The sequence below is a fragment of the Pararhizobium gei genome (assembly GCF_029223885.1).
Classification (GTDB): Bacteria; Pseudomonadota; Alphaproteobacteria; order Rhizobiales; family Rhizobiaceae; genus Pararhizobium; species Pararhizobium gei.
This window is the reverse complement of record NZ_CP119409.1, coordinates 2,888,106-2,914,174: the sequence shown is the minus strand read 5'-3', so window position 1 is coordinate 2,914,174 and position 26,069 is coordinate 2,888,106. Positions and strand designations below refer to the sequence as shown.

The following is a 26,069-nucleotide window of genomic DNA, read 5'->3' as shown; positions in this document are numbered from 1 at the left end:
ATTAATTGCCCGCCGGAACTCTACGAAATCGTACCGAGCATATTCATCGAAGGTCAGCCGATCGTGCACTTTCGCACCGGTGCCAGTGCGAAAGGCGATTGCTCCGCCAAGAGCGATCCCTCGGTTATGCTGGAGGGCCAAGCCGCCCAGCGCACAGGTGATGTCGCCTGCAAGAGCAAATGAAGCCGTAGCCCGAGCATTGAATTGCGGGGCTTCGTTTTGATGAAGCGGGATCAATTCCCCGCACTTTCCATGCGCCGTGTCGTCAGCACCTTTTCCAGCCAGCCGATCTCCATTTCAGGAACCGATTTCAGAAGCAGGTCCGTATAGTCGTCGAAGGGGGGCGACAGCACTTTGGATTTTGGGCCGAAGCGGACCAGCTTGCCCCGATGCATGACGGCGACCGAGTCTGCAATGGCTCGCACGATGGCGATGTCGTGGGTGATAAAGACATAGGAAACAGCGGTTTCCTCCTGAAGCTTGAGAAGCAGATTCAGGATGCCTTCGGCGACCAGGGGATCGAGCGCCGAGGTCGGCTCGTCGCAGAGGATCAGTTCAGGCTTTGCCGCCAGAGCCCTTGCGATGGCCACACGCTGCTTCTGGCCGCCGGACAGCTCCGCCGGATAGCGGTCGAGGAAGCGGTCACCCATCTCGATCTGATCAAGCAGTTCCTTGACGCGCTCCGTCTTCCTGGCACCGCGCAAGCCATAGTAGAAGGTGATCGGGCGGCCGACGATGTCGCGGACGGTCTGACGCGGGTTCATGGCCGTGTCGGCCATCTGATAGATCATCTGGACCCGGCGCAGTTCGTCCTTGCTGCGGCCCGTCAGCGCCTTCGGCAGTTCCTTGCCATCGAACGTGATCGTACCGTCCGAGGGAGGCAAGAGGCCGGTGATGACACGGGCAAGCGTCGATTTGCCGGAACCGCTTTCGCCGACGATCGCCAGCGTCTGGCCCTTCGGCAGGTGCATCGAGACGTCATGCAGCACCTTGAAGCCGTTGGCGTAACCGGCGCTGACATGCTCGATCTTCAGCAGCGTGTTGCTCTGGTCTTTCGCTTCGTCGCGCTTGGTCTGACGGACGCTGACGAGTGCCCGCGTATAGTCTTCATTGGGCGCCTCGATGATCTGTTTCGTCGTTCCGTATTCGACCATTCTTCCGTGGCGAAGGACCATGATGTCGTCGGAGATCTGGGCGACGACAGCAAGGTCGTGGGTGATGTAGAGTGCTGCGGTGTGCGTTTCCTCGATGGCATGCTTGATGGCGGCGAGAACGTCGATCTGGGTGGTGACGTCGAGCGCCGTCGTCGGCTCGTCGAAGACGATCAGTTCCGGATTGGGGCAGAGCGCCATGGCGGTCATGGCTCGTTGCAATTGCCCGCCAGAGACCTGATGGGGATAGCGATCGCCAAAACTTTCCGGGTTCGGCAGTCCGAGCACCTGAAAAAGATAGAGCGCCCGCTTTTCCGCGTCTGCCCGGCTCATGATCCTGTGGCGCAAGGCCGCTTCGATCACCTGTTCGCCGAGCCTGTGGGCGGGGTTGAAGGCGGCTGCCGCGGATTGTGCGACATAACACACCTTGCAGCCGCGGATGGTGCGTATGCCATCGCGGCCCAGCGTCAGGATGTCCTTGCCATTGAGCAGCACCTGGCCGCCGGTTATGGCCGCGCCGCCGCGGCCGTAGGCGAGGGCGGACAGGCCGATCGTGGATTTGCCCGCGCCGCTTTCGCCGATCAGGCCGAGCACCTTGCCCTTTTGCAGATCGAAAGAAACATCGTGAACCAGCGTCACTGTTTTTGGCGGCTCGCCCGGCGGGTAGCTGGTCGCCTCGATCTTCAGGTTCCTGACGGACAGAAGCGTATTCTTTTCAGACGAAAGCTCAGGCATCGCCGCGCCCTCCCTTGAGGCTTGAGGTTCGCTTCATCAGCCAGTCGACGACGAGGTTGACGCAGATGGCAAGGCCGGCGATCGCGCCACCGGGAATGAGGGCGGCCGAAATTCCGAAGATGATGCCGTCCTTGTTGTCCTTGACCATGCCGCCCCAGTCCGCCGCCGGTGGCTGGATGCCGAGACCAAGGAAGGAAAGCGTGGAGAGGAACAGGATCGAAAAGGCGAAGCGCAGGCCGAATTCGGCAAGCAGCGGCGACAAGGTGTTGGGCAGGATTTCGCGGAAAATGATCCAGCCCGTGCCTTCGCCGCGCAGGCGTGCGGCCTCGACGAATTCCATTACCGCGACATCGAGCGCCACGGCTCTGCCGATGCGGAAGACGCGGGTCGAGTCGAGAACCGCCATGACCAGGATCAGGATCCACAGCTGCTGCGGCAGCACGGCAAGGACGACGAGGGCGAAGATCAGTGTCGGGATCGCCATCATCAGGTCGTTGAAGCGTGAGAACAGCTGGTCGATGAACCCGCCGGTGACCGCAGCGGTAAACGACAGCAGCATACCGAGCGAAAAGGAGACGATCGTTGCAGCAAGGGCAACGAAGATCGTCGTTCTCGCGCCGAAGATCAGACGCGACAGAAGATCGCGTCCGAGATTGTCCGTGCCGAGCAGGAAATCCCCGCCCATCGGCAGCCAGATGTCACCGACAACCTCGCGCTCGCCGAAGGGTGCGATCCACGGGGCGAAAATAGCGCAGAAGAGGGCGAGAATGATGCCTGTTATACCAACCCAGGCACTTATGGGAATGGAGCTCAATCTCATCGCGGATGCCTCAATCTCGGATTGGCGAGGATGGCGAGAATATCCGCAGCCATGTTGAGGAAAATATAGAAGGCGGCGAAGATCAGGCCGCAGGCCTGCACCACCGGCATGTCGCGCACGGTGACCGCATCGACCATGTACTGGCCCATGCCCGGATAGACGAACACCACTTCCACAACGACGACGCCGACCACGAGATAGGCAAGGTTGAGGGCAATGACATTGATGACCGGCGCCACGGCGTTGGGGGCGGCGTGGCGTGCGATGATCCTGAAGGCACCGAGACCCTTCAGTTCCGCGGTCTCGACATAGGCCGAGGACATGACGTTGAGGATCGCGGCGCGCGTCATGCGCATCATGTGGGCGAGAACGACCATGACCAGCGTGGCGACGGGCAGGGCGATGGCCGAGAGCCGTTCGCCCAAGCCCATGCTGTCATAGACGGTTGCCGGGAAGGTCGCGATGCCCAGTTGCACGGCGAAGAACAGGATCAGCAGGTAGCCGATGAAAAATTCGGGAAGGGAGATCGCCGCCAGCGAGACGACATTGATGATCTTGTCCGGCAGCCTGTTCCGGTACTGGACCGCCAGCATGCCGAGGGCAACGGCGAGCGGCACGGATATCAGGGCTGCAAAGAAGGCGAGAAACAGCGAATTTCCGAGCCGTTTGCCGATCTGTTCGCTGACGGAGTTGCGGCTTGCCCAGGAGGTGCCGAAATCGCCCTGAACGGCGCCGCCGAGCCAACTGAAGTAGCGTTCGGTAACCGGTTTGTCGAGGCCGAGATCCTTGCGGATGTTTTCCACCGCCTGCGGCGTGCCCGACTGGCCGAGATAGGTGGTGGCGAAATCGCCGGGAAGCGCTTCCACGCCGCCGAAGATCATCAGCGATACGGCAAAGAGGAGGGCGACGCTCAGGGCGAGGCGCTGGATGATCAGGGCCGCCAGCGGGCGGCGCAGGGTGAAACGGCGCCAGACTGTGCCGGTGACCGCGCCGGCCGGGGCGGGCGGGACTGCTGTTCCGGAAACGGCGAGCGACGGCGGGAGGCTCTCACCACCCGCAGTCGTCAGGACCGTTGTCTGCGCCGGACCGGTGTCGGGTCCAAGCCCCGTCATCAGGCGTCGAGCCAGACGCGCGTTGCGACATAGCCATTGGACATGTCGTTGCCGATGTCGCTGACATAGCCCTTCACGGCCTTGGAAGACGCATTCACGAAGTCGTTGAACATCGGCAGGATCGTGCCGCCGTCGTCGCGGACCATCATGGCCATCTGACGGTACATGTCTTTCCGCTTGGCTTCGTCGAGTTCGGCGCGGGCCGAAATCAGGAGCTTGTCGAATTCCGGCCGCTTGAAGCGTGTATCGTTCCAGTCGGCGGTGGAGAGATAGGCGCCTGAATAGAACTGGTCCTGCGTCGCCCGGCTGCCCCAGTAGGACGCACTGAAGGGCTGCACGTTCCAGACGTTCGACCAGTAACCATCGCCGGGCTCGCGCTTGATCTCAATTTCGATTCCGGCCTTCTTCGCGCTTTCCTGGAAGAGAACGGAGGCATCAACGGCGCCGGGAAAGGCGACTTCCGACGTGCGCAGGAGAACCGGGCCGCTGTGGCCGGACTTCTTAAAGTGGAAAGCCGCCTTGTCGGCATCGTAGGTCCGCTGTTCGATTCCCTCGGGAAAGAGGGCATAGGTGTCATTGATCGGAAAATCGTTGCCGACCTTGCCGTAGCCGCCGAGAATGCGGGTGACCATCTCTTCGCGGTCGATGGCGTATTTCAGGGCCATGCGCAGGTCCGCATTGTCGAAAGGCGCGGTGTCGCAGTGCATGATGAAGACGTAGTGCCCGCCACCCGACGTGGTCAGCAACTGCACATTCGGCGCGCGCGTCAAAAGCGAAACGGTCTTTGGGTCCACACGGTTGATGAAGTGGACCTGACCGGAGGACAGGGCGGCGATGCGCGCGGTTGCGTCGTTCATGTTGATGACTTCGATGGAATCGACGTAGCCGCGGTCCGAACGCCAGTCATTGGGGTTCTTCTCGAACGTCATGCGGACGCCGGCGTCGAAGCTGGCAAGCTTGTAGGCGCCCGTGCCGATCGCGGCGGTCGGGTTGTCGGTTCCGCCATTGGGCTGGATGACGAGGTGATAGTCGGTGAAAATCTGCGGCAGGTCGGCGTTGCCGGAGGCAAGCGTCACCACGAGATCACCGTCCTTGTTCTCGACGCTGGTGATCGACTTCATGACACCGAGGGCTCCGGATTCGGCCTTCTCGTCGCTATGACGCTTCAGCGTCGCGACGACGTCGTCCGTCGTCATCTCCTTGCCATCGTGGAACTGGACGCCCTTGCGGATCTTGAAGGTCCAGACTGTCGCGTCCGGCGAGGGCGACCAGGATTCGGCAAGTGCTGGAAGCGGTGCACGGGTCGTCGGATGGGTTTCGACCAGGGTGTCACCCCAGGTGCGCACGGCCAGGAACATGACCTGCGAGGTTGCCTTGGCCGGATCGATGGAATCCGTCGCCGAGCCGCCTTCGAGGCCGAGTTTCAGATGGCCGCCACGTTTCGGCTCCTGTGCCGCTGCGCTGGTTGCAAACAGGGTGCTCGCACTCGACAGGGCAACACCGGCGGCAAGCGCCCGTCCCATGAAGTCGCGGCGGTTCATCTTTCCCATCCTGACCTGATCGGCGAGGTAGTTCTTGTAGTCGCTCATGTGCTGTTCCCCTGTTTTGGCTTTTCGCCGTTTTGCTTGTTGGTTCGATCTTTCAAGATCGGCTTGGTCTTAGAATGCATGCCTGGCCCCATGGTGACCAGTCATTTTTGCGGGAGTTCCTGCCACCATTTCCTCAAAGGTGGCGCTGGCTATCCCTGTCTGTTCATTTGTCCTTTCACACCGGATCGCGTTGCGGCGAAAGCCGTACGTCCCTCCATCCGACCGTCGCGCGCAGAGCGATGATCGGCCGCGGAAAGCCGATGCCCGGTGAACGAAGTCTGGGACGTGTCGTCGGCGTCACTTGGGATGGCAATCCGCCGAGGCTTGAAAATCCGCAGGTTGCGGGAAATTTCGCCCCTGATACGGCTGGTCGCGGGACAGCCGGCATTGGCTCTTCGCGGGCCGATAGCTGCTTGGAGAATATCGCCGTGGCGGCGCGTTACGACAGGTCCGGTCATAGGCATCATTTCCCTCGACGGATCAGGGCATTGGCTGCTACGGCTCGAATGCCTGCAGTCTGGCCATTATAGGATTGATATCCAGTTTCTGAAGCTTTGAAGCCTCTGAAACGACATAGGATGCCCCAGCAGCGGCGCGCCTGCCTCTTGCTGCTTATCGACGGGGAAGAAGCTGCGATCCTGGACTTGCCAACTCTTTGCCGGCGCGGTTCGAGCAACACCACGCCGGAGATGCCGACCTCGCTCTCGTGCGGATGGATTTTGGTCTGGACCCTAGAATGCGAGGCCGCCGCTGGTTTTTTCAGTGCCACACCGCCCGCGTCTCGAAAGCCATTCGGTTTTTCCGGACAGTGCTCAGTCTCTGCCCGTGCGCGGGGCATGTCGGGGATTGACGGAGGGGCGTGAACCGCGGTGACTTCGGACATCAGCCTATCTTCTGCCCCACACTGCGTCCAACACCCTCAGGCTTTTCCAGCCCGGCATGGGCCTGCGCAATCGCCGTCAGCTTGCTGAGCACATCCGGCAGCACCTGGACGGCCTTGCCGGCCTTGGAATCGACGTGCAGCATCATCTGTTCGGCCGTCGCTATAGCGGAACCGGTTTCCGTATTGTAGATCGTCGAGAAGATATGCAGGCGCTTATTGTCATGCGAGAGGATCTGGCAGGTCGAATGGAGGGCATCGCCGAGCCTGGCCTCGCCCAGATTGCGGATATGCGTCTCGACGGTGTAGTAGCTGTGACCGTTTCTGACATAGTCGAGATCGACCCCGATCAGCCGCAGCAGGCCATCGGACGTATCGCCGAAGACCTGCAGGTAGCGGTGTTCGGTCATGTGGCCGTTATAATCGACCCAGGCCGCATTGACCCTGGTATCGACAATGCGGATCGGCCGGACCTCGCCCAGATCGACATTTGGTGTTTCGGCATCGGCCCAGAGGCGGTGTTCGAAATCGGCGAGCAGTTTGCCGGCGCCCCAGCCCTTGCCGCCATCGCCGCTTTTCAGCGCGTGCATGATGCCCACAAGGTTTTCGTCGCGGATGCGTTCGAGCTCGCGGATCGAGCGACCGCCTGCCTGGTCGTCGGATTGCCTGCCGATCTTTTCGACCAGTTCATCGGTGAGATCGACGACATCGGTCAATTTCGTCCATGGCCATTTCAGGCAGGGCCCGAACTGGGCGAGGAAGTGGCGCATGCCGGCTTCACCGCCGGCGATCCGATATGTCTCGAACAATCCCATCTGTGCCCAGCGCATGCCGAAGGAATACCGGATCACATTGTCGAGCGTTTCAGTGTCGCAGATATCGTCCTGAATAAGCCAGAGGGCTTCGCGCCAAAGGGCTTCCAGAAGGCGGTCGCCGACAAAGGCTTCGATCTCCTTGGCGATGACCACGCCCTTCATGCCGATCTGCTCGACGGCAAGGCTGGCGCGGGCGATTGTCTCCTTCGAGGTCTGCTTGCCGCCGACAAGCTCGACCAGCGGCAAGAGGTAGACCGGGTTATAGGGATGCGCCACGAACATGCGCTCGGGATGCTTCATGTGGGCCTGAAGATCGGACGGCATCAGGCCGGAGGTGGAAGAGCCGATCAGGGCCGATGGCGATGCGGCGGCATCGATCTGGGTGAGAACGCCGCGCTTCAATTCCAGCCGCTCGGGCACGCTTTCCTGAATCCATTCAGCGCCTTCGACCGCTTTTTCAACACTGTCGCAGAAGGTGAGCAAACCCTTGGTCGGCAATGGTGCCATGGTGAGCATGGCATAGGCTCGCTCGGCGTTGGCCATGACCTCGCCGATGATGCGCCTGGCCTCCGGATGGGGGTCGAACATGGCGACGTCGATGCCGGCGAGGATAAAACGCGCTGCCCAGGCCCCGCCGATAACGCCGCCGCCGATGCAGGCCGCCTTGGTGATTTTGGTCATGTGTCTTCCCCGTGTTCGTGGCGAAAACCTCTCCCCAACCCCTCCCTACAAGGGGTTGGGGTTGGGGAGGGGACTTTTCTTTATCGTTTCACCAATTTCAACTTCTCCCGCACGTCCGCCGGGCCGATGATTTTCGCGCCCATGCCTTCGATCACCGTCACGGCCTTTTCAACAAGCTGAGCGTTGGTCGCGAGCTGGCCCTTGCCGACATAGAGATTGTCTTCCAGCCCGACGCGGACATTGCCGCCGGCCAGCACGGCCGCCGCCGGATAGGCGAGCGCGTTGCGGCCGATCGAGAAAGCTGAGAATGTCCAGCTTTTCGGGACGTTGTTGACCATTGCCATAAAGGTATTGAGGTCGTCGGGAGCGCCCCAGGGAATGCCCATGCAGAGCTGAATGAGCACCGGATCCTCGATCAGGCCTTCCTCGACCAATTGCTTGGCGAACCAGAGATGGCCGGTGTCGAAAGCCTCGATTTCCGGGCGTATGCCGAGCGCCGTCATCTGCCGCGCCATTTCGCGCAGCATGGACGGCGTGTTGGTCATGACGTAGTCGCCGAGCGAGAAGTTCATCGTTCCGCAGTCGAGCGTGCAGATTTCCGGCAGGCATTCGGCAACATGTGAAACACGCTCCGTGGCGCCGGCCATGTCGGTTCCGTCGGGGTTCAAAGGCAGGGGGCTTTCGACATTTCCGAAGATCAGATCGCCGCCCATGCCGGCTGTCAGGTTGAGCACAACGTCGACATCTGCGGATCGGATGAGGTCGGTCAACTCCTTGTAAAGATCGTTGCGGCGGCTGGCTGCACCGGTGTCCGGATCCCGTACATGGCAGTGCACGACGGCGGCACCGGCCTTGGCGGCATCGATAGCGGAGGCTGCGATGTCTTTCGGCGATCTCGGTACATGCGGCGATTTGCCGGCCGTGTCGCCGGAGCCGGTGACGGCGCAGGTGATGAAAACGTCGCGGTTCATGCTCAGCGGCATCAAGGTCTCCTTTGTAAGTGAAGAGATTAGGCCGCAAGAAGCATGCTATTGCTTTTCAATTTCGGAGCTTTCTTATACATTTTCGGAATCAGTACTCTGAAATGGATGCAAATATGCTGGCACCGATCGACGGCACCCAACACCTGGACGTGCTGGTTCTGCCGGAGACCAACCTCATCCTCGCGGCCTCGGTGATAGAGCCTTTGCGGGCGGCCAACCGGATTGCAGGCAAGCCACTTTACGACTGGACGCTCTACAGCCCGGACGGAAAGGCGATCGAAACCAAAAGCGGCATCCCCATTCCGGTTGCCGGCCCGTTTCGTCCACTCAAGGAAACGGCGCCGCTCTTTGTTCTCTCAAGCTATAACTGGCGTGCTCACGCCTCCCGGCAGTTGCGTATGCAACTGTCTGTTACTGCCCGTCACCGCGAATTGATGGCGGGCATTGAATCGGGAGCATGGGTTCTGGCGGAGGCCAGCCTGCTGGGCAATTGTTCGGCGACCATTCACTGGGAAGATTTCGAGGATTTCACCGCGACCTATCCGGGCATCGTCATGGTGCGGGATCGGTTCGTGATCGACGGCAAACGCATAACGACAGGCGGGCCGCTTCCGACGCTTGATTTGATGCTCGAACTGATCCGTCGCCAGCACAGCTATTCGCTGGCGCTCGAAGTCTCGCGTCTGTTCATTTACGAGCAGGAGCGCTCCCGCAGCGACCTGCTTCAGGTGCCGGCCATCGGCAATATGCGCGTCGTCGATGCGCGTGTCGATGCGGCCATCAGGCTGATGGAGGAAACGGTCGATGCACCGCTGACCCTTGCACGGCTGGCGCGGCGGGTTGGGGTCAGCGCAAGGTATCTCCAGGATATGTTTGAGGAAACGATGGGAGTGGCGCCGCACGCGCATTATCTTGCGCTGCGTCTGAACGCGGCCCGGCGCAAGGTGATCGAGACGCGTGCGAGCTTCGCCGCGATCGGCGCTGTCACGGGCTTCAACTCCTCATCCGCCTTTTCCCGCAGCTACCGCGCCCATTACCGCGAGAGCCCGAGTGAAACACGCCGCCGGTTGAAGCTGCAGGTCTGAAGGGGCTTCACAATCTGATTCAAGATGGCGACCATCTCCAAATGAAATCAGGTAATTGCGTCGCCAGGCGATGATTTTGAATCATCATGATGACTGGTCATCATCGCGTACATCATCTCGCCCGCCTGTCGCGACAGGGCGTTTTTCTGCCAGGCCAGCGACAGGCTTTGCGCGTAGCCTGGGCCGAGGCGACGCGTCGCAAATGCAAGGCCCGTGCGCGCTATTCAAAGTCGGTCAGATCACAGCGGTTCATCCTGAAATCTGAATCAGGTTTTGCTACGACAGGAAAGTCTCAGCGCCAAACGAACGCAAAATTAGACCGTCAGGTTAGGGAGGAACGACCACTCCTCGGCCATGAACTCAAGCGTTTCGTCGCGAAAATAATAGAGGAAATGTCGCGAGTCAGCAGTGTCGGCCCCAATTGTCTCCCAAGGCACGGCATCGCGGGTCGGGTCTGGGCCAATTAACTCGTAGAACTCGCCCCAACGCGGAGCTATGCCACTATAGCGACCATGGCCGTTTGCCTTATACCATTCATGATCGTTGGTCTCGTCCCAGCGCCACCGGCTGCAACCAATGAAGCTTAGAGTACCCCATGTGTTATCAAGCTTGGGTTCGGCCTCCGAAAATAGATTCAAAGCCCTGAGAACACCCACCGGTTTTTTGTCGTGCACGGGCCTAGACGAACGGAAACAGACGTTGACCGAAGAGCCCGCAACCGAAACCTCAGGCTCCGGCGCATTTGGATCGGCAACCCAACCTTGGCCGAGCTGTAGTTCTTCAAACTTGAGCATGGATTACGACTAGCCGAATTGCATGACGGTTTCCACCCAGCGCAGTCATCAAGCACCGATGGTTTCGCAGCCTAACTCAAGATGGCGACCATCTCCAAATGAAATCAGGTAATTGCGTCGCCAGGCGATGTTTTTGACTCATCATGATGACTGGTCATCATCGCGTACATCATCTCGCCCGCCTGTCGCGACAGGGCGTTTTTCTGCCAGGCCAGCGACAGGCTTTGCACGTAGCCTGGGCCGAGGCGACGCGTCGCAAATGCAAGGCCCGTGCGCGCCACGGAGTTTTCGGGCAGGACGCAGAGAAAGCCGTGATGCATGACGAGGTTGAGAATGACGGGAATGGAATCGACCTCCGTCACAGACAATTGGCTGCGCTCCTGCTTGCCAAGGACTTCGGCGATGAAGCGTTCGGTTTCCTGGCGGAGGCCGCTTTTCAGGCTCGGGACGGCGAGCGGGCAGGCGCGGAGCAGTTTCCACAGGTCGTTGTCGTGTCGGTCAAAAAGCGATTGCGTGCCGATCAAGGCCAGCGGCGCTCGCGATACGAGGCGTCCCTCGAATTCGGCCGGCACTGTTTCGAGGTCGAGAAGCACCACATCGAGGCGGCGGTTCTTCAGTCCGGCGATCAACTCGTCGGCTGTGGTGCTGGAGATGAACAGGGGCTGGCGGGGATGGGCTTTCCGCCAGCGCGCCGTCAGCGCTGCCAGCATTCGGGCGATCTCGCTTTCCGGGCCGAGTGGCATGACGGAACCCAGCCGCCAGGTTGCGGCCATGCGCCGGAAGCGATCATCCGAGGCGAGCGACAGGCGCCGCCAGCTATGGAGCAGCCTTTCGGCGATGGCAATTGCCAAAAGACCTTCCGGCGTGCAGGCGATACCGGATGCAGAGCGCGACAGCAGCGCATAACCAAGATCGCGTTCGAGTTCGGCCATCTGCCGGCTCAATTGGGGCTGTCCGATGCCTTCGATGCGCGCTGCCCCACGGATGCTGCCGCTGCGGGCGACGGTGACGAAGCGTTCCAGGGCGACAAGGCTGATGGCCGGAATGGGAACGTCGGGCTTGGCGCCTGACAGAGAGAGCAACTCCCCTATGGCGCTTTTCGCGTCGGACAGGTCCGCCATCCGGTTTCCGGCCTCCAGGGTCGGCACGAGATTGGGGCCTTCGCGCCGAACGAGCGGCACGGATATCGCGACCTCGAAGCGCTTCAGCGCTGCGCTGACGCTGGCGGCGGGACGGCCGGTCCGGCGTGCGGCACGGCGCACACCCCGCGTTTCGAGAACGGCATGGACAAGGGAAAGCGTGGCGATATCCATGGCTGCCTCATCGTCCTTTCCCGCATATGCTAAATTCAATGTCCGGATACCAGCATCACCCGTCCCGCTTTTGGGATATATCACAGGCGTTGCGATTGCGCATAGCATGTCCGGCAACGAGGTTGAATCAATCCATGAACGCACCGGCCAGAACCATCGTCTTCACGGGGAACCCGCTCGATTTTTCGACGCTGAAGAGGATTGGTTCGGGCCGATACGTTCCAGCCATCGCCGAGCAATCCTACGGGAGAGTGAAGGCGGCGCATTCGGTCATTGCCGACCGCATCGCCATGGGGCTGCCTGTCTACGGCGCCAATACCGGCGTGGGTTCAATGAAGGACCGGTTGTGGACGGTGGGGGATCTTACCGAATTCACCGCCGCCCTCGTCCGGGCGCATCACTTCGGCACCGGCGAACTGTTCTCGCCCGAAATCGTCCGCAAGGCGATCGCCATTCGCATCAATACCGCGCTCGGCGGCCATACGGGCTGCAGCGTGGAACTGGTCAAGGCTTTCCTCGCGCTTCTGGAGCGCAATGTGATCCCCGCCGTCCATCGTCACGGGTCGATCGGATGTGCCGATATTGGATTGATGGGGCAGGTCGCTTCCGTGCTGACAGGCGTTGGCGAGGCGTTTTTCGCCGGGGAATTGTTGCCGGCGGAGGAGGCGCTGGCGAGGGCCGGGCTGGAACCGCTGGTCATGCAGCCGCGCGACGCGCTGGCGGCATTGAGCGTCAACGCAACGGCCTTCGCCGCCGCGACCGACGTGCTGCACGAAGCCGCTGGCGCCATCCGTGTCCTGATGACCACCGGGCTGATGTCGTCGCTCTCGCTTGGCGCCTCGGCCGATCCGTGGCGCGTTGCAGCAACCCTTGCGACGCGCGGCGAAGCGCTGGTCGGGTCCTGGCTCTACGGCCAGTCTAATGTCGTCGACTGGCCGTTGCCGACGGCCATCCACGATCCCTTGAGCCTGCGGATGACGGCGCAGGTGTTCGGTGCGACTGTTGATACCTTGCTGGTGGCTGCGGAACGGCTTGTCGATGCGACCTATCTCTCGGACGACAACCCGGTCGTTCTGGGTGGCCAGGTGCATGCCTCCGGCGCATCGCTGCCGCTGACGACGACGCTTTACATCGAGACGGCGCAGATCGCTTTTTCCCATGTGGCGCGCAATGTGCTGAACCGCTGTATCCTGCTGTCTAACGGCGTGCGCCGCAACTTGCCGGTCAATCTTGTGGCACCGGGCGAAGTGGCGAGCGGCTTGGGGCCTTTGATGAAGCTCGTGGTCGAACTCTATATGCGCGTCCAGGCGCTGGCTCTGCCCTTGTCGGCCCAGTCGATCGTCGTTGCCGGCGGCCTGGAAGAGGAGGCGACGTTCCTGCCGCTGATCGTCGAGCGCATGGAAACCCAGGTGCGCGACATGCGCCAGATGGCGGCGATCGAGGCGCTTTTGTCAGCACAGGCGATCGACCTTTTGGGCGATGAGCCGCAGGGTGTCACGAAGATTGCCTATGACAGGGTCAGGGACATCAGTCCGATCTACCTCAAGGATCGTCCCCTCTCGCGGGAGATCGAGGCGCTGCATCGGGCGTTTGCGTCGGATGCCTTGCTCGAAGCGCTGGTCGCGGCCGCGCCGATGCCGGAATTCGATGATTTCTTCGCACTTGGAAAATAAGGAGATACGGTAGTGAGCGATTTCGATCTCGTTCTCAAGGGCACCGTGGTTTTGCCGGACAGGATCGTCGAGGGCGGCTTTGTCGCCGTCGCTGATGGCAGGATCGCGCTGGTCGGCCAGGGCGCCATGCCGGCCGGGCGGGAGCGTCACGATCTCGGGCAAGCCCTCATCCTGCCCGGCGCCATCGATGCGCAGGTGCATTCCTTGAGCCAGAAGAATCAGGAGGATTTCATCTGGTCGACGCGCTCGGCCGCAGCCGGCGGCGTCACGACGATCGTCGATATGCCCTATGACGAGGGCGATCTGGTCTGTTCGGCTGAGGCGGTTCAGCGCAAGATCGCCCATGCAGGCGGACAGGCTCGTGTTGATTTCGCCCTATATGGCACGATCGATCCGCAGGAAGGCCCGGCGCGCATCCCCGAAATGGTGAAGGCCGGTGTCGCCGCTTTCAAATTCTCGACATTCGGGACCGATCCGAAACGATTTCCGCGCATTCCGGCCGCCCTGCTGGAAGAGTGTTTCGCCGCAATTGCGCCGACCGGGCTTTCGGCCGGCGTTCACAACGAGGACGACGAAGCGGTGCGGGCGGCAATCGACAAGGTCAAGACGGCCGGGATCACCGACTATCGCGCCCATGGCCTCTCGCGTCCGCCGCTGACGGAATTGCTTGCCACCAACCAGATCTACGAAACGGGGGCTGCGACCGGCTGCCCGGCCCATGTGGTGCACTGCTCGGTCGGCCGTGGCTACGATATCGCTGCCGCCTATCGGGCACAGGGGTTCGCTGCCACCATCGAGTGCTGCATCCATTACCTTGTTCTCGATGAGGAAAACGATGTCCGGCGGCTGGGCGGCAAAGCGAAGATCAACCCGCCGATCCGGCCCCGCGCTGAAGTGGAAAAGCTCTGGCGGCATGTGGCATCAGGCAATGTCACCATGGTCTCGACCGACCACGTCAGCTGGTCGGAAAATCGTAAGACCGATCCCGACATGCTCGCCAATGCCTCCGGCGTTCCGGGACTTGACGTCATGGTGCCGCTCTTCGTCAAGGGTTCGCTGGAGCGCGGCATCCCGCTGACCCGTGCTGCCGAATTGATGTCGCGCAACCCTGCGCGGCATTTCAGACTCGATCACCGGAAGGGCGCACTTGAGGTCGGCAAGGACGCCGACATCGCCGTCCTGACGCCGGAGCCCTATACCTATGACGCGGCGGCGAGTGGCAACAACGTCGTTGGCTGGTCGCCCTATAACGGCATCCACCTGCCTTGGCGGGTTGCATCGACCTACAATCGCGGCATACAGGTTTTTGACGGCAAAACGGTTCTTGCCGCGCCCGGCAGCGGCCTGTTCGTGCGCCCGCTCCCGAGCCTGCCGTTGCGCGAGGTCGGCTGATGGCGGCTATCAAAACCAACCTATCCGTGGATGCGACCCGCATATCGGATACCATCAGGGGGCTTTCGCGCATCACCGAGCCCGACCGGCCCTATACGCGCCGGGCCTTCACTCCGCTGTTTCTGGAAGGTCGCGCCTTTCTGGAAGAACGGTTCAGGGCGGCAGGGCTGGAAACCCGGATCGATGCATCCGGAAACCTGATCGGCCGCCGCAAGGGCCGCAGGTCGGGGCTAGGCACGATCATGCTCGGGTCCCATTCCGATACGGTGCCGGAAGGCGGGCGGTTCGACGGCATAGCCGGCGTGGCGGCGGCGCTGGAAGTGGCGCGATCCCTTGATGACGCCGGCATCCGGCTCGATCATGATCTGGAGATCATCGATTTTCTTGCCGAGGAGGTCTCGATCTTCGGCGTCTCCTGCATCGGCAGCCGGGGAATGGCGGGTTTGATTCCGGATGGATGGCTCAGCCGGATGCAGGGCGACCTGACGCTGCGCCAGGGCATGATCGACATGGGCGGTGACCCGTCGCGACCGGCGCAGCAGACGCGGTCGGATATCAAAGCCTTTCTGGAACTCCATATCGAGCAAGGGCCGGTGCTGGAGAGCGAACATTGTGATATCGGCGTCGTCACCGCCATCTCAGGCATCACCCGGATCGAGCTTCTGTTCGAGGGGCAGGCCGATCATGCGGGCACGACGCCGATGGGCGCCCGGCGCGATGCGCTGGTGGCGGCTGCGCGGATGGTCGGGGAGGTCGAACGTCTTGGCAAAGAATTTTCCAGAGGCGAGGGGCACTTTACCGCAACGGTCGGGGAATTTTCGATAGAGCCGAACGCCGCCAATGTGGTGCCGTCGCGGGTGCGCCTGCTGATCGATGCGCGGGCCGAACTGCGGCCCGAGATGGAGCGGTTCATTGTCGAGGTCGATCAGCTTGCCGTCGATGTGCAACGCGAAACAGGCGTCTCGATCGCCGCGCCAAAGCTGATTTCCGATAGTTTTCCGACACCCTCCGATCCATCTGTGCTGCACGCTTTGGAGCAAGCCTGCGAAGACACGGGCGCCACGCATCGCCGCATGGCGTCCGGCGCCGGACACGATACAGCCTGGATGGCGCGCATCGCCAGGGCCGCGATGATTTTCGTCGCCTGCCGGGACGGTCGCTCCCACACGTCGGACGAATGGGCGGAAACGGATGACATTGCGCTGGGCACAGCCGTCCTGTTCGAGGCGGTCAGGACATTGGACAGGGATTTGCAAGGGGAACGCTGATGGGCCGGATACTCAAGGAAAAGGATGTCGAGGCAGCCGTCAAGGGCGGCTCCGTCTATGCGGCGGGGGGCGGCGGCTGGGCCGATCACGGGCGCATGCTGGGCTATGCCGCCGTCTCGATCGGCAAACCGGAACTGGTTTCCATCGATGAGCTTTCCGATGACGACTGGGTGGCGACTGCTGCGGCAATCGGCGCACCCGCATCGACAACACCCTGGGAAATGCGGGGTGTCGACTATGTCAAGGCGGTAGAACTGCTGCAGGAGGCGCTAGGCGAAAAGGTCGCCGCGCTGATGGTGGGTCAGAACGGCAAGTCCTCGACGCTGAACGGCTGGCTGCCATCGGCCATCCTCGGCACCAAGGTGCTGGATGCCGTGGGTGACATGCGGGCGCATCCGACAGGCGACATGGGGTCTATCGGCATGGCGGGTTCGCCGGAACAGATGATCCAGACCGCCGTTGGCGGCAATCGCGACGAGAACCGCTACATCGAGCTTGTTGCGCGCGGCGCCACCGCCAAGGTCTCGCCGATCCTGCGCACGGCCTCCGACATGTCGGGTGGCTTCATTGCGTCCTGCCGCAACCCGCTGCGCGCGTCCTATGTGCGAAACAATGCCGCCCTCGGCGGGATTTCGCTTGCCTTGGCTCTGGGAGAGGCAATCATCGCCGCGGAGGGCAAGGGCGGCAGCGCCATCATCGACACGATCGCCAGAACCACCAAGGGCACCATCCTCGCGGAAGGCGTCATCACCGACAAATCCGTTATCTACACCAGGGAAGCCTTCGACATCGGCACGGTTACTCTGGGCCGGGGCGATGGCTCGACAGTGCTCCACATCATGAACGAATATATGGCCGTGGAGGATGCCGGCGGCACCCGGCGTGCAACTTTCCCTGATGTCATCACCACGCTGTCGCCGGACGGAGAACCGTTGAGCGTCGGGCAGTTGCAGGTGGGAATGACGATCTTCGTGCTGCACGTCCCGAAGACGGTCATTCCACTGGCGTCGAGCGTGCTCGATCCGAGCGTTTATCCGCCGGTGGAGAAGGCGATGGGGATCGAGTTGGCGCGGTATGCGCTCGATCAGCAGAGGCAAGCTTAGAGATGATTGTCGGAGACGCGCAGACGTTCGCGCTTGAGAGCGAAATCTTGTTTCCGGTGGACTCAGTTGCACAGCAGGCTGTTGGCTTTTTTGTCGTTCATATTTCAGGAAATCAGTTTGGAGTTCGTGAGGAAGATGCGACCTGTTTGGGCTGCTCTGCTAATGAGGTGGCAGAGAGATTGCTGATGCGAGGTTCGCATGTAAGCGAACAACTTTTCTCGCTGGCGGCGGCAGACATCGCTGATGTCTATCTCGCGAATTTCTATGGAGAGGCTGGCGATAGTTCATCTTTCGAGGATGCTATCCGCGAAAACAACTTGATTTGGTGTCCCGATGGCGATGCCGCTTTTGACGATGGTAGTCATATCCTGCAGTTTGATCATGAAGATTATGTGCGTCTCATTGCGTTCCGGAATTCAGACGAGGGCACTGCTGATCTCGTCGAACGAACCATGTTTGCAGCCGAATACTATTCCATCCTCAAAATGTGGCTGACCGAATTCCGAAGGGATCGGGACGTTGCGCTGAAAAATACAAGGCGGTAACCCGATGCCCAAGCCAAACCCCCGTCACCCGAACTTTCCCATCCCCGGCGGCCCGGAGCTGCGCGCCAAGGGCTGGCGGCAGGAGGCGTTGCTGCGGCTTCTGGAAAACGTTCTGTCGGTCGGCGAAGACCCGGAGAACCTGATCGTCTATGCCGCACTCGGCAAGGCCGCGCGCAACTGGGCGGCTCATCGGGCGATTGTAAAAACCTTGCTCGAAATGGACGAGGACCAGACGCTGATCATCCAGTCCGGCAAGCCGGTGGGGTTGCTCAAGACCCATGCCAGGGCGCCGCTGGTGATCATGGCCAATTGTAACATCGTTGGCCAGTGGGCCAAGGCCGAGGTGTTTTATGAGCTGGAGCGCCAAGGGCTGATCTGCTGGGGCGGACTGACGGCGGGCGCCTGGCAATATATCGGTAGCCAGGGCGTCATCCAGGGGACCTATGAGATTTTCATGCGGATCGCCGAAAACCGCTTCGGTGGCGATCTGGCCGGGCGCTTCATCCTGACGGCCGGCCTTGGCGGCATGGGCGGAGCCCAGCCGCTGGCGGGACGCATGGCGGGTGCCGCGATCCTGTGCATCGACATCGATCCCGTCCGCGCCGAGAAACGCAAGGCAATTGGCTACCTCGAAGAGATCGCGCCGGACCTCGATACGGCGCTGGCCATGATCGATCAGGCGGTCAGGCAAAAGCGCGCAACGTCCATCGGCCTCGTCGGCAATGCCGCAGCACTTTACCCCGAGATTGCACGGCGCGGCGTGGTGCCGGATATCGTCACCGACCAGACGTCAGCGCATGATCTGGTCTACGGCTATGTGCCGAAAGGCATGAGCATCGACGAGGTCAAGCGCCTGCGCGTCGAGGGCCAAGGGCAGTTGATGGCCGCCAGCCGCGCCTCGATCGTCGATCATGTGAGGGCGATGCTCGCATTTCAGGCGAAGGGCGCGGAAGTCTTCGACAACGGCAATCTGATCCGAACGCAGGCTCGCGAGGGCGGCGTTGCCAATGCTTTCGATATCCCGATCTTCACCGAGGCTTATCTCCGGCCGCTGTTTGCCCGCGCCATCGGGCCGTTCCGCTGGATGGCGCTGTCGGGCGAGGAAAGCGACATCGCCCGCATCGACGACCTGCTTCTGGAAATGTTTCCCGACAACCGGATCGTCACCAACTGGATCCGGCTAGCAAGGGAAAACGTGCCCTTCGAGGGCCTGCCGGCGCGTATTGCCTGGCTCGGGCATGGTGAGCGGACGGAACTGGCGGTGGCGGTCAACGCGCTGGTTGCCTCGGGCGAATTGAAAGGCCCGATCGCCTTCTCGCGCGATCATCTCGATGCCGGTGCCATGGCCCATCCCAATATCATGACCGAGCGGATGAAGGATGGTTCCGATGCCATCGCCGACTGGCCACTTCTCGATGCGATGCTGCTCTGCTCCTCCATGGCAGATCTCGTCGTGGTTCATTCCGGCGGTGGCGGCTATGCCGGCTACATGACCAGCTGCGGCGTCACCGTCGTGGCGGACGGCACGGAGGCAGCAGCCGAACGGCTAAGCCATGCGCTGACCAACGACACCGCGCTCGGTGTCATCCGCTATGCGGATGCGGGCTACGGGGAATCTCTGGACGAGATCGCCAAGACAGGGATCGGGCATATCCATCTGGATTAGGCCACATTCGCCCGGTCGGCGGCAGCCGGCGCATTTTTTGGCCTTGGCGGCTAAGGCGCGCGGTTAGACGATATAAAAATCGCTTGCCGTCAGGGATAGCCCCCGATCGATCGTCGCAAACCTCACTGCTGCGACACCGCCGCTGCCGTCTGCATCGAACAGCAGATGGCCGGAGGATTTGTTGTAGAGGATGCGGTCGTCCGCCTCCAGCGCGGTTCTGCCCTTTATGAAGGCTTCGGGTTCCAAAGCGCCTGTGGCAAGGCCGGCGAAAACTGAACTGTCCAGCTGCAGACGATCATGTTTGGGACGAAAGTCGAGAATGATGTCCGCGTTCGCCCTGACGGGCGATGTGTCGAAAACGAATGTGTCCTTGCCCGCGCCGCCGGCGAGGATATCGTGGCCCGCCCCGCCATTCAGGCTGTCATCGCCGGCCCCGCCGCGCAGACGGTCCTTGCCTGCGCCGCCATCGAGCGCATCGTCGAACCCACTTCCGACAACGCGGTCCTTGCCCGCCATCGCTGCAACATTGACGGCATGGTCATAGGCCGCGAAACTGGCGGTGTCGTTTCCATCGCTGAGAACGATGTCTTCGGCCGGCGCTTCGACCGTTATGGTAATGGTTGAAACATTGCTGTTGCCCTGTCCATCGGTGGCGTAGACCGTGAAGCTGTCGGTGCCGATAAAGCCCTCGGCTGGCGTATAGTCGAAAATATTACCCTCGAGAAACGCCTGATGATAATGCAGGCTGCCGCCATATTCGCCCTGCGGGAAGGGATAATAGCCCTCGTCGAACTGCGTCTCCTGCGCGAGTTCTCCGTGATCCGGTCCGTCCACCACGATGAACTTCAACAGATCGAAATCGGCGTCGGAGGCATCGAACCTCACATCGATGAGTGTTTCTCCCGGCGCAAGCGTGAAATTCATGTCGGCAGCGACCGGTGCGTGATTGATGAACGTGTCGGGCTGGAGCACGCCACCTTCCAGGATGATCTGGTGCTGGCCATATTGGGTGTTCTCGCCGCCGAAATATTCGTTGGCGCCCTGCCATGTCACCGTAATGTCGCCGACACCCTCGGCTTCGACGGAAATGATGTGCGCGGACAGATAGGCGGCCTGATCCGAGAGGGTACGGAGATAATTGCCCTCATTGTCGAAGATCATGGTCTCCACCGTCGTGAACAACTCCGTCCTGCCGTCATTGGTGAAGGTACTGACGGAAAAGAAGCCGTCAAAAACATCGACTGAAGCGAGATCGACAGAGCCGAAAAAATAATCGGAATGGGCGGCAACCGGCCCCAGAACGTCGCCGTCCGTCTCCGTGATATTGAAGAGGATGGCATCAGGACTCTCGTTGTTGATATCCTCAAAGGCATCAAGCGTGCTGCCATTGCTCAATAGGGGCATGATCTCATCCTTCGTTATCGGAGACAGGTGGATGGCCGACACGAGGAGCATAAACCTGCGCCATCCTCGATCAACCGGAAGGACGGCGATGCTCCGGTATGGAGCATCGCTTTAGTCGCATGGTTGATGAAGGATTAATGCGCGGTATCGGGAAAATACCGCGCCGCGCATTAGGTGTTTGCAAGCACCAATTGCGCCCGTGCTGCCAGGATCTGGGCGCAGGCATGGGCAGCTTCTGCCCCCTTGATCACGAAATGATCGCGGAAGAAGCGGAAGTGGGCTTCCGTCTCCTGAAAATGATGTGGCGTCAACACGGCCGAAAGCACCGGTACGCCGGTGTCGAGTTGCACGCGCATGATGCCGTCGAGCACTGTCTGGGCCACGAAGTCATGGCGATAGATGCCACCATCGACGACGAATGCGGTGCCGAGGATTGCGGAAAAGCGTCCGGATTTCGCAAGCGTTTGCGCGTGCAGCGGGATTTCGAGCGCGCCGGGGACGTCGAAGATTTCCACATTCGAAGCCAGGTTGCCCTGCTTTTCCCACGTGGCAATGAAGGAGTTCACGCATTGATCGACAATGTCGGCGTGCCAGCGGGCGCGAATGATGGCGATTTTCTGAATGGGATGGGAAGCGATTGTCATGTTGGTCTGGCCTTTCAAGGTTGCCATTTTTCAATGATCCCCTTGGGCGAACATGCAGGCGCTGCAGCCCCTTCATGAAGGGGCTTCCAGATCTGCTTGCTCTCTTTCATCCGGACTTTAACCGTCGGCTCCGGAATTCGACCGGATCTGCTGACCTTCCGGCCAGAAGCCGGAAGCGCTCGCGGGCTCCGGAGATTGCTCTCCGCTACCGCCGGTGGGGAGTTTCACCCCGCCCTGAGAACGTGCAGGATTACTATAGGCATCGGGCCGGGCAGGTCAAACGCTGCCGAGGACGCTTTTCGTGCTTTATGCGACAGATTTTTCCAATAGGGAGGCTGGCGCCGGGAAAATGCTCCGCCTGCCTGTTATTCGCGGATGATCAAGAGGTCGCTTGCGGTGAAGCGAAGTGTGACGATTTCGCCCACGGCCGGCGGATTGAGGCCCGGCGCGTTGAACATGTCGAAGGAAATGACGGCGTTGCCAACCTTCATGCGGGTACGGATGACCGAGCCGAGGAAGTTGCTGGAGACGACTTCACCTGTCAGCGACGTATCGCCCTTGGCGCCCTCGGCAATCGAGCCCGCTTCCGGGCGAAGTGCGAGCGACACGGTGTCGCCGGCCTTGGCTGCGGAGCCGAGCGGTTCGCGCAGGGTGATGCCCTGGTCGCCGATGGTGATGCGGTTCGTCGCGGGATCAACGACCTTGGCCTCGATCAGGTTCAACGTGCCGACGAAGGAGGCGACGAAGCGGGTGGCCGGCTTGTTGTAGATCTCGAAGGGCGTGCCGATCTGGTCGGCGCGGCCGGCATTCATCACGACGATGCGGTCCGAGATCGACAGGGCCTCTTCCTGGTCGTGGGTGACGAAGACGGTGGTGATGCCGAGCTGCCGCTGGATCATCCGGATTTCCTCGCGCAGCGACACCCGGATTTTCGCGTCGAGCGCCGACAGCGGCTCGTCGAGCAAAAGCACCTGCGGCTTCGGAGCAAGGGCGCGCGCAAGCGCCACACGCTGCTGCTGGCCGCCGGACATCTGGTAGGGGAAGCGGTCGGCCAGATGACCGAGATGAATGAGGCCGAGCATCTCCTTGACGCGGGCGTCGATCGCCCCCTTGTCCATGCCGGCGATCTTCAGCCCGAAGGCGACATTGTCGTGTACGGTCATGTTCGGGAACAGGGCGTAGGCCTGGAAGACCATGCCGATATTGCGCTGGTTGGGCTTCAGTTCGGTCTGGTTGCGGCCGTTGATGACCACTGTGCCCGCCGAGGGTGTTTCAAATCCGGCCACCATGCGCAGGATGGTCGTCTTGCCGCAGCCGGACGGTCCGAGAAAGGAGACGAATTCTCCCTTCTCGATGGCCATGTCGAAATCCTTGACGACCTGGACGGGACCGAAGCTCTTCTGAATGCCGGTGAGTTCGAGAAAGGACATGGACGATCAATACCTCAAGGCTTGGAAGGAGCCGATTTGCTGAAACGGGAGACGAGTTGCAGAAGCGCCATGCATCCCCATGTGATGGCGAATGCGATGACTGCGAGTGCCGGCGGTTCGTATGCGCGGTTGGCGCCGATCAGTTGCAGATAGGGGCCGAATGCCGGACGGTTGAGCAGTGATGGCATGGTAAACTCGCCGATGACGATGGCGAAGGTGATGAAGGCGCCCGAAAGCACGCCGCTCATGACGTTCGGGAAAATGCATTTGAACATGATGGTCGGCCAGGATGCTCCAAGGCTTTGGGCAGCTTCCGTCAGCGTGCCGACATCGATGGTGCGCATGGCCGTATCGACCGAACGATACATGTAGGGCAGCGACAATGTCATGAAGGAAAACATCAGCAGCAGATCGGTGCCGCGCGCCGTTCCGGTGAAGGGAATATAGGACGATGAATTGTAGAGCCGGAGATAACCGAAGACGATGACGATCGCCGGGATGACCAGGGGCATCAGCGTTATGAATTCGACGACGGGACGCATCTGCGGCAGGCGCAGGCGAACCCAATAGGCAGTGGGAACGACGAGAAGCACACCGAAGATGATCGTAAGGATCGCCATCACGATCGAATAGCTGAAGGATTCTCGGAACTGGACGTCGGAAAACACCGAGCGATAGGCATCGAAGGAATATTCGCCGCGGCGCATGCGCAGTGAGAATTCGAATGTGGCGATCAGGGGGATGATGAAATAGGAGGCGCCGAAAAGGATGGCGATCCAGGCGCCGATTTTCTGTGTCTTCATTTCTGCCACCGTTCGGCGCGCATGCGCAGCCAGATGTAGATGAGGTTGGAGATCCCGGTAATGACGATCATGCCGAGCGCCAGTGCATAGCCGAGGTTCGGATTGTGCAGCACGTCGCCACGGATCTGGGCATAGAGCTGGATCGGCACGATGTTGAAGGTCGAACCGGTCAGCGAATAGGCGGTGGCAATCGCGCCGAAGGCGTTGGCGAAGAGAAGCAGCGTCGTGCCGAGGATACTTGGAAAGAGGATCGGCATGGCGACCTTGGTCCAGTATTGGAAATTGGTCGCGCCCAGCACTTCGGCGGCCTCGCGCCACTCTTTTTTCAAGCCATCGAGCGCCGGCGTGATGATCAGGACCATCAGCGGGATCTGGAAATACATGTAGGTGAGTGTCAGGCCGACGAAGCTGAGGAGGTTGAAGCCGGTCGCGTAGAGATTGATTCCGAACACTTCGCTGAGGATGACCGTCACAAGACCCGTCCGCCCGAGCGTGGCGAGGAATGCAAAGGCCAGCGGAACGCCAGCGAAGTTGGATGCAACCCCGGAAAAGGTCAAAAGCGAGGAGCGTATCCAGGAGGGCAGGCCACCAAGCACGATTGCCCAGGCGAGAAAGAAGCCGATCAACGCGCCGCCGATCGAGGAGGCCAGGCTGATCTTGATGCTGATCCAGTAGGAGGCGAGAATCTTGTCGGTGAAGAGGCCGGCAACATTGTCGAGCGTGAACTCGCCGGCCGGATTCAGAAAGGCGCCGGTCACCAGATAAAGGGTCGGCATGATCAAAAACATCAACGCGAAAATCAGGAACGGCGTGATACCGAGCCAATCGATAGCGGTCTTCTTCAAATCCATGGCTGGTTTAAGGCTCATCCGGAAACCGTTTCTTCAATATGCGGGGGGTGGCCTTCCCGAAGATGCTACGGGAAGGCCGTGGTATCATCGTCAATTACTGGACGTTGGCGCCAACGACGGTGTCCCAGCCCTTGGTGATCGTTTCCTTATAGGCTTCCTGTTCGGCGAGCGTCGGGAACATCGCCTTTTCATAGGCGGCGGCAGGCGGCAGCGCGTCGAGCAGTTCCTTCGGAATCTTGTTGTTCTTGGCAAGATCGTTGAAACGGATCGGGTGGCAGAATCCCTTCAGCCAACCAAGCTGACCCTCGTCGGAATAGAGATATTCCATCCACAACTTGGCGGCATTCGGATGCGGTGCAAAGGCCGAGATCGCCTGGACATAGACGCCTGCGACGACGCCGGAAGCGGGAACGACGACTTCGAAGGGCGGGTTGCCGTTCAGGCTCTGGCCCCAGCTCAGGCCGTTATAATCCCAGGCGACGATGATCGGGGTCGTACCCTGGGCGAACGGTGCGGCCTTGCCGACGACCGGAACGAAATTGCCCTTCTCGTTGAGTTCCTTGAAGAAAGCGAGACCGGCTTCGCCAGACTTGGCGACATCGCCGCCCGCACCCGAAAGACCGGCAGCGAAGACGCCGGAAATGGCCTGGTTGGCGGTGCGGGGGTCACCGGCGAGTGATACGGCGTTGGCATATTCTGGCTTCAGCAGATCGGCCCAATCCTTCGGGGATTCCTTTACGATGTCCTTGTTTACGAGGAATGAAAGAACGCCGTAATAATCGCCATACCAGTAGCCTTCGGCATCCTTGGCGCTGTCAGGGATCGAGTCCCAGGTGGAAACCTTGTAAGGCTGGATCAGACCTTCGGCCTTTGCGGAGGGGCCGAAGGAGAGACCGACGTCGATCACGTCAGGAGCCTGGTCGCCGGTGTTGCCCTTGTTGGCCTTGATGGCCTCGATTTCGTCACCGGAGCCGGCATCCGGGTTGAGTTCGTTGATGGCAATTTCCGGATACTTGGCCTTGAAGCCGGCGATAACATCGCCGTAACCGCACCACGAATGCGGCAGCGCGATCGTCGTCAGCTTACCTTCGGCCTTTGCGGCGGCGATGAGCTCGGCGCTTGGCTCGGCAGCGGCGATTGCAGTGGATGCCATGACCATGGCGGTCGAAAGCGAGAGCAGGCGGCGTATGTTGGACATCAGGGATATCTCCTTTGGTTTTTATCAGGCGACTTCGATGGAAGCTGATAGTGGCGGCCGATGAAGCTTATGTGACAGGCGATGTTCCCTTTGCGACCGTGCCTTCGCAGCCAGAACACCTTCTTTTTGTTTTC

22 protein-coding genes and 1 riboswitch are annotated in these 26,069 nt (G+C 60.8%); of the genes, 7 read left to right on the top strand and 15 right to left on the bottom strand.

Features of this window, described 5'->3' with window-relative positions; genetic code table 11:
- Positions 1-233: 233 nt before the first annotated feature.
- The 7 genes from PY308_RS14155 to bcoG form a co-directional block, all read right to left on the bottom strand.
- Entirely contained in the window at positions 234-1,886 is a 1,653-nt protein-coding gene (locus tag PY308_RS14155) for an ABC transporter ATP-binding protein (RefSeq protein WP_275783646.1), read from the bottom strand.
- Positions 1,879-2,706, bottom strand: coding sequence for an ABC transporter permease (locus PY308_RS14150; protein ID WP_275783643.1), 828 nt, complete (start codon positions 2,704-2,706; stop codon positions 1,879-1,881). Before PY308_RS14150 ends, PY308_RS14155 begins: the two co-directional genes overlap by 8 nt.
- The gene (locus PY308_RS14145) at positions 2,703-3,818 is read right to left on the bottom strand and encodes an ABC transporter permease (protein WP_434064156.1); all 1,116 of its coding nucleotides are present in this window, start codon (positions 3,816-3,818) and stop codon (positions 2,703-2,705) included. The genes PY308_RS14150 and PY308_RS14145 overlap by 4 nt, the downstream gene beginning before the upstream one ends.
- Entirely contained in the window at positions 3,818-5,407 is a 1,590-nt protein-coding gene (locus PY308_RS14140; RefSeq protein WP_275783641.1) for an ABC transporter substrate-binding protein, read from the bottom strand. Before PY308_RS14140 ends, PY308_RS14145 begins: the two co-directional genes overlap by 1 nt.
- 463 nt (positions 5,408-5,870) lie before the next feature.
- Positions 5,871-6,290: a hypothetical protein gene (locus PY308_RS14135; protein ID WP_275783639.1), complete on the bottom strand. Its 420-nt coding sequence runs from the start codon at positions 6,288-6,290 to the stop codon at positions 5,871-5,873.
- Positions 6,290-7,783, bottom strand: coding sequence for a carnitine 3-dehydrogenase (locus PY308_RS14130; protein ID WP_275783636.1), 1,494 nt, complete (start codon positions 7,781-7,783; stop codon positions 6,290-6,292). The genes PY308_RS14135 and PY308_RS14130 overlap by 1 nt, the downstream gene beginning before the upstream one ends.
- A gap of 80 nt (positions 7,784-7,863) precedes the next feature.
- Positions 7,864-8,766, bottom strand: a complete 903-nt coding sequence (gene bcoG / locus PY308_RS14125; protein ID WP_275783634.1) for a 3-dehydrocarnitine:acetyl-CoA trimethylamine transferase BcoG — start codon at positions 8,764-8,766, stop codon at positions 7,864-7,866.
- Between the two features lie 113 nt (positions 8,767-8,879).
- Between bcoG and PY308_RS14120 the strand changes: the two genes are divergently transcribed.
- On the top strand, positions 8,880-9,851 hold the full coding sequence (locus PY308_RS14120; RefSeq protein ID WP_275783632.1) for a GlxA family transcriptional regulator: 972 nt from the start codon (positions 8,880-8,882) through the stop codon (positions 9,849-9,851).
- A gap of 314 nt (positions 9,852-10,165) precedes the next feature.
- Here the strand turns inward: PY308_RS14120 and PY308_RS14115 are convergent, their stop codons facing one another.
- Positions 10,166-10,645 (bottom strand): hypothetical protein, encoded by a 480-nt coding sequence (locus PY308_RS14115; RefSeq protein ID WP_275783630.1) that lies wholly within the window; start codon positions 10,643-10,645, stop codon positions 10,166-10,168.
- 104 nt (positions 10,646-10,749) lie between these two features.
- Positions 10,750-11,958 (bottom strand): LysR family transcriptional regulator, encoded by a 1,209-nt coding sequence (locus PY308_RS14110; protein WP_275783628.1) that lies wholly within the window; start codon positions 11,956-11,958, stop codon positions 10,750-10,752.
- 134 nt (positions 11,959-12,092) lie between these two features.
- On the opposite strand from PY308_RS14110, the gene PY308_RS14105 reads away from it, so the two are divergent.
- Genes PY308_RS14105 through ertB form a run of 6 tightly spaced genes read left to right on the top strand, consistent with a single transcriptional unit; the run spans position 12,093 to position 19,605 of the window.
- Positions 12,093-13,631 (top strand): aromatic amino acid lyase, encoded by a 1,539-nt coding sequence (locus tag PY308_RS14105; protein ID WP_275783627.1) that lies wholly within the window; start codon positions 12,093-12,095, stop codon positions 13,629-13,631.
- A gap of 12 nt (positions 13,632-13,643) precedes the next feature.
- Positions 13,644-15,023, top strand: coding sequence for a hydantoin-5-propionate amidohydrolase (gene ertD / locus PY308_RS14100; RefSeq protein ID WP_275783625.1), 1,380 nt, complete (start codon positions 13,644-13,646; stop codon positions 15,021-15,023).
- An 8-nt stretch (positions 15,024-15,031) separates the two neighbouring features.
- Positions 15,032-16,291: a Zn-dependent hydrolase gene (locus PY308_RS14095; protein WP_275791132.1), complete on the top strand. Its 1,260-nt coding sequence runs from the start codon at positions 15,032-15,034 to the stop codon at positions 16,289-16,291.
- The gene (gene ertC, locus PY308_RS14090) at positions 16,291-17,394 is read left to right on the top strand and encodes a thiohydantoin desulfurase (RefSeq protein ID WP_275783622.1); all 1,104 of its coding nucleotides are present in this window, start codon (positions 16,291-16,293) and stop codon (positions 17,392-17,394) included. Before PY308_RS14095 ends, ertC begins: the two co-directional genes overlap by 1 nt.
- A 2-nt stretch (positions 17,395-17,396) precedes the next feature.
- A complete protein-coding gene (locus PY308_RS14085) occupies positions 17,397-17,939 on the top strand; it encodes an Imm42 family immunity protein (RefSeq protein WP_275783621.1) in 543 nt (180 codons plus the stop codon).
- Positions 17,940-17,943: 4 nt separating this feature from the next.
- Complete coding sequence (ertB, locus tag PY308_RS14080) at positions 17,944-19,605, top strand: thiourocanate hydratase (protein WP_275783618.1); 1,662 nt, start codon at positions 17,944-17,946, stop codon at positions 19,603-19,605.
- 63 nt (positions 19,606-19,668) lie between these two features.
- On the opposite strand, the gene PY308_RS14075 is transcribed toward ertB, so the two are convergent.
- The 6 genes from PY308_RS14075 to PY308_RS14050 form a co-directional block, all read right to left on the bottom strand.
- Positions 19,669-21,009, bottom strand: a complete 1,341-nt coding sequence (locus tag PY308_RS14075) for a calcium-binding protein (RefSeq protein WP_275783616.1) — start codon at positions 21,007-21,009, stop codon at positions 19,669-19,671.
- A gap of 170 nt (positions 21,010-21,179) precedes the next feature.
- The gene (locus PY308_RS14070) at positions 21,180-21,653 is read right to left on the bottom strand and encodes a 6,7-dimethyl-8-ribityllumazine synthase (RefSeq protein WP_275791131.1); all 474 of its coding nucleotides are present in this window, start codon (positions 21,651-21,653) and stop codon (positions 21,180-21,182) included.
- Positions 21,654-21,747: 94 nt separating this feature from the next.
- Positions 21,748-21,899: riboswitch (FMN riboswitch) on the bottom strand.
- Positions 21,900-22,018: 119 nt separating this feature from the next.
- Positions 22,019-23,083, bottom strand: a complete 1,065-nt coding sequence (locus tag PY308_RS14065) for an ABC transporter ATP-binding protein (RefSeq protein ID WP_275783614.1) — start codon at positions 23,081-23,083, stop codon at positions 22,019-22,021.
- A gap of 14 nt (positions 23,084-23,097) precedes the next feature.
- Positions 23,098-23,886 carry an ABC transporter permease gene (locus tag PY308_RS14060; protein WP_275783611.1) on the bottom strand — a complete coding sequence of 263 codons (789 nt, stop codon included), beginning with the start codon at positions 23,884-23,886 and terminating at the stop codon, positions 23,098-23,100.
- Positions 23,883-24,755 (bottom strand): ABC transporter permease, encoded by an 873-nt coding sequence (locus PY308_RS14055; RefSeq protein WP_275783608.1) that lies wholly within the window; start codon positions 24,753-24,755, stop codon positions 23,883-23,885. The genes PY308_RS14060 and PY308_RS14055 overlap by 4 nt, the downstream gene beginning before the upstream one ends.
- A 76-nt stretch (positions 24,756-24,831) precedes the next feature.
- Positions 24,832-25,938, bottom strand: coding sequence for an ABC transporter substrate-binding protein (locus PY308_RS14050; protein WP_275791130.1), 1,107 nt, complete (start codon positions 25,936-25,938; stop codon positions 24,832-24,834).
- Positions 25,939-26,069: the final 131 nt, after the last annotated feature.

Coding starts and splice junctions, on each gene's coding strand:
- ertC (WP_275783622.1), top strand. CDS start 16,291: ATGGGCCGGATACTCAAGGAAAAGGATGTCGAGGCAGCCGTCAAGGGC.
- PY308_RS14085 (WP_275783621.1), top strand. CDS start 17,397: ATGATTGTCGGAGACGCGCAGACGTTCGCGCTTGAGAGCGAAATCTTG.
- PY308_RS14070 (WP_275791131.1), bottom strand. CDS start 21,653: ATGACAATCGCTTCCCATCCCATTCAGAAAATCGCCATCATTCGCGCC.
- PY308_RS14075 (WP_275783616.1), bottom strand. CDS start 21,009: ATGCCCCTATTGAGCAATGGCAGCACGCTTGATGCCTTTGAGGATATC.
- PY308_RS14150 (WP_275783643.1), bottom strand. CDS start 2,706: ATGAGATTGAGCTCCATTCCCATAAGTGCCTGGGTTGGTATAACAGGC.
- PY308_RS14105 (WP_275783627.1), top strand. CDS start 12,093: ATGAACGCACCGGCCAGAACCATCGTCTTCACGGGGAACCCGCTCGAT.
- PY308_RS14110 (WP_275783628.1), bottom strand. CDS start 11,958: ATGGATATCGCCACGCTTTCCCTTGTCCATGCCGTTCTCGAAACGCGG.
- PY308_RS14155 (WP_275783646.1), bottom strand. CDS start 1,886: ATGCCTGAGCTTTCGTCTGAAAAGAATACGCTTCTGTCCGTCAGGAAC.
- PY308_RS14060 (WP_275783611.1), bottom strand. CDS start 23,886: ATGAAGACACAGAAAATCGGCGCCTGGATCGCCATCCTTTTCGGCGCC.
- PY308_RS14145 (WP_434064156.1), bottom strand. CDS start 3,818: ATGACGGGGCTTGGACCCGACACCGGTCCGGCGCAGACAACGGTCCTG.
- PY308_RS14130 (WP_275783636.1), bottom strand. CDS start 7,783: ATGACCAAAATCACCAAGGCGGCCTGCATCGGCGGCGGCGTTATCGGC.
- ertB (WP_275783618.1), top strand. CDS start 17,944: ATGCCCAAGCCAAACCCCCGTCACCCGAACTTTCCCATCCCCGGCGGC.
- PY308_RS14135 (WP_275783639.1), bottom strand. CDS start 6,290: ATGTCCGAAGTCACCGCGGTTCACGCCCCTCCGTCAATCCCCGACATG.
- PY308_RS14055 (WP_275783608.1), bottom strand. CDS start 24,755: ATGAGCCTTAAACCAGCCATGGATTTGAAGAAGACCGCTATCGATTGG.
- bcoG (WP_275783634.1), bottom strand. CDS start 8,766: ATGCCGCTGAGCATGAACCGCGACGTTTTCATCACCTGCGCCGTCACC.
- PY308_RS14120 (WP_275783632.1), top strand. CDS start 8,880: ATGCTGGCACCGATCGACGGCACCCAACACCTGGACGTGCTGGTTCTG.
- PY308_RS14115 (WP_275783630.1), bottom strand. CDS start 10,645: ATGCTCAAGTTTGAAGAACTACAGCTCGGCCAAGGTTGGGTTGCCGAT.
- PY308_RS14140 (WP_275783641.1), bottom strand. CDS start 5,407: ATGAGCGACTACAAGAACTACCTCGCCGATCAGGTCAGGATGGGAAAG.
- PY308_RS14065 (WP_275783614.1), bottom strand. CDS start 23,083: ATGTCCTTTCTCGAACTCACCGGCATTCAGAAGAGCTTCGGTCCCGTC.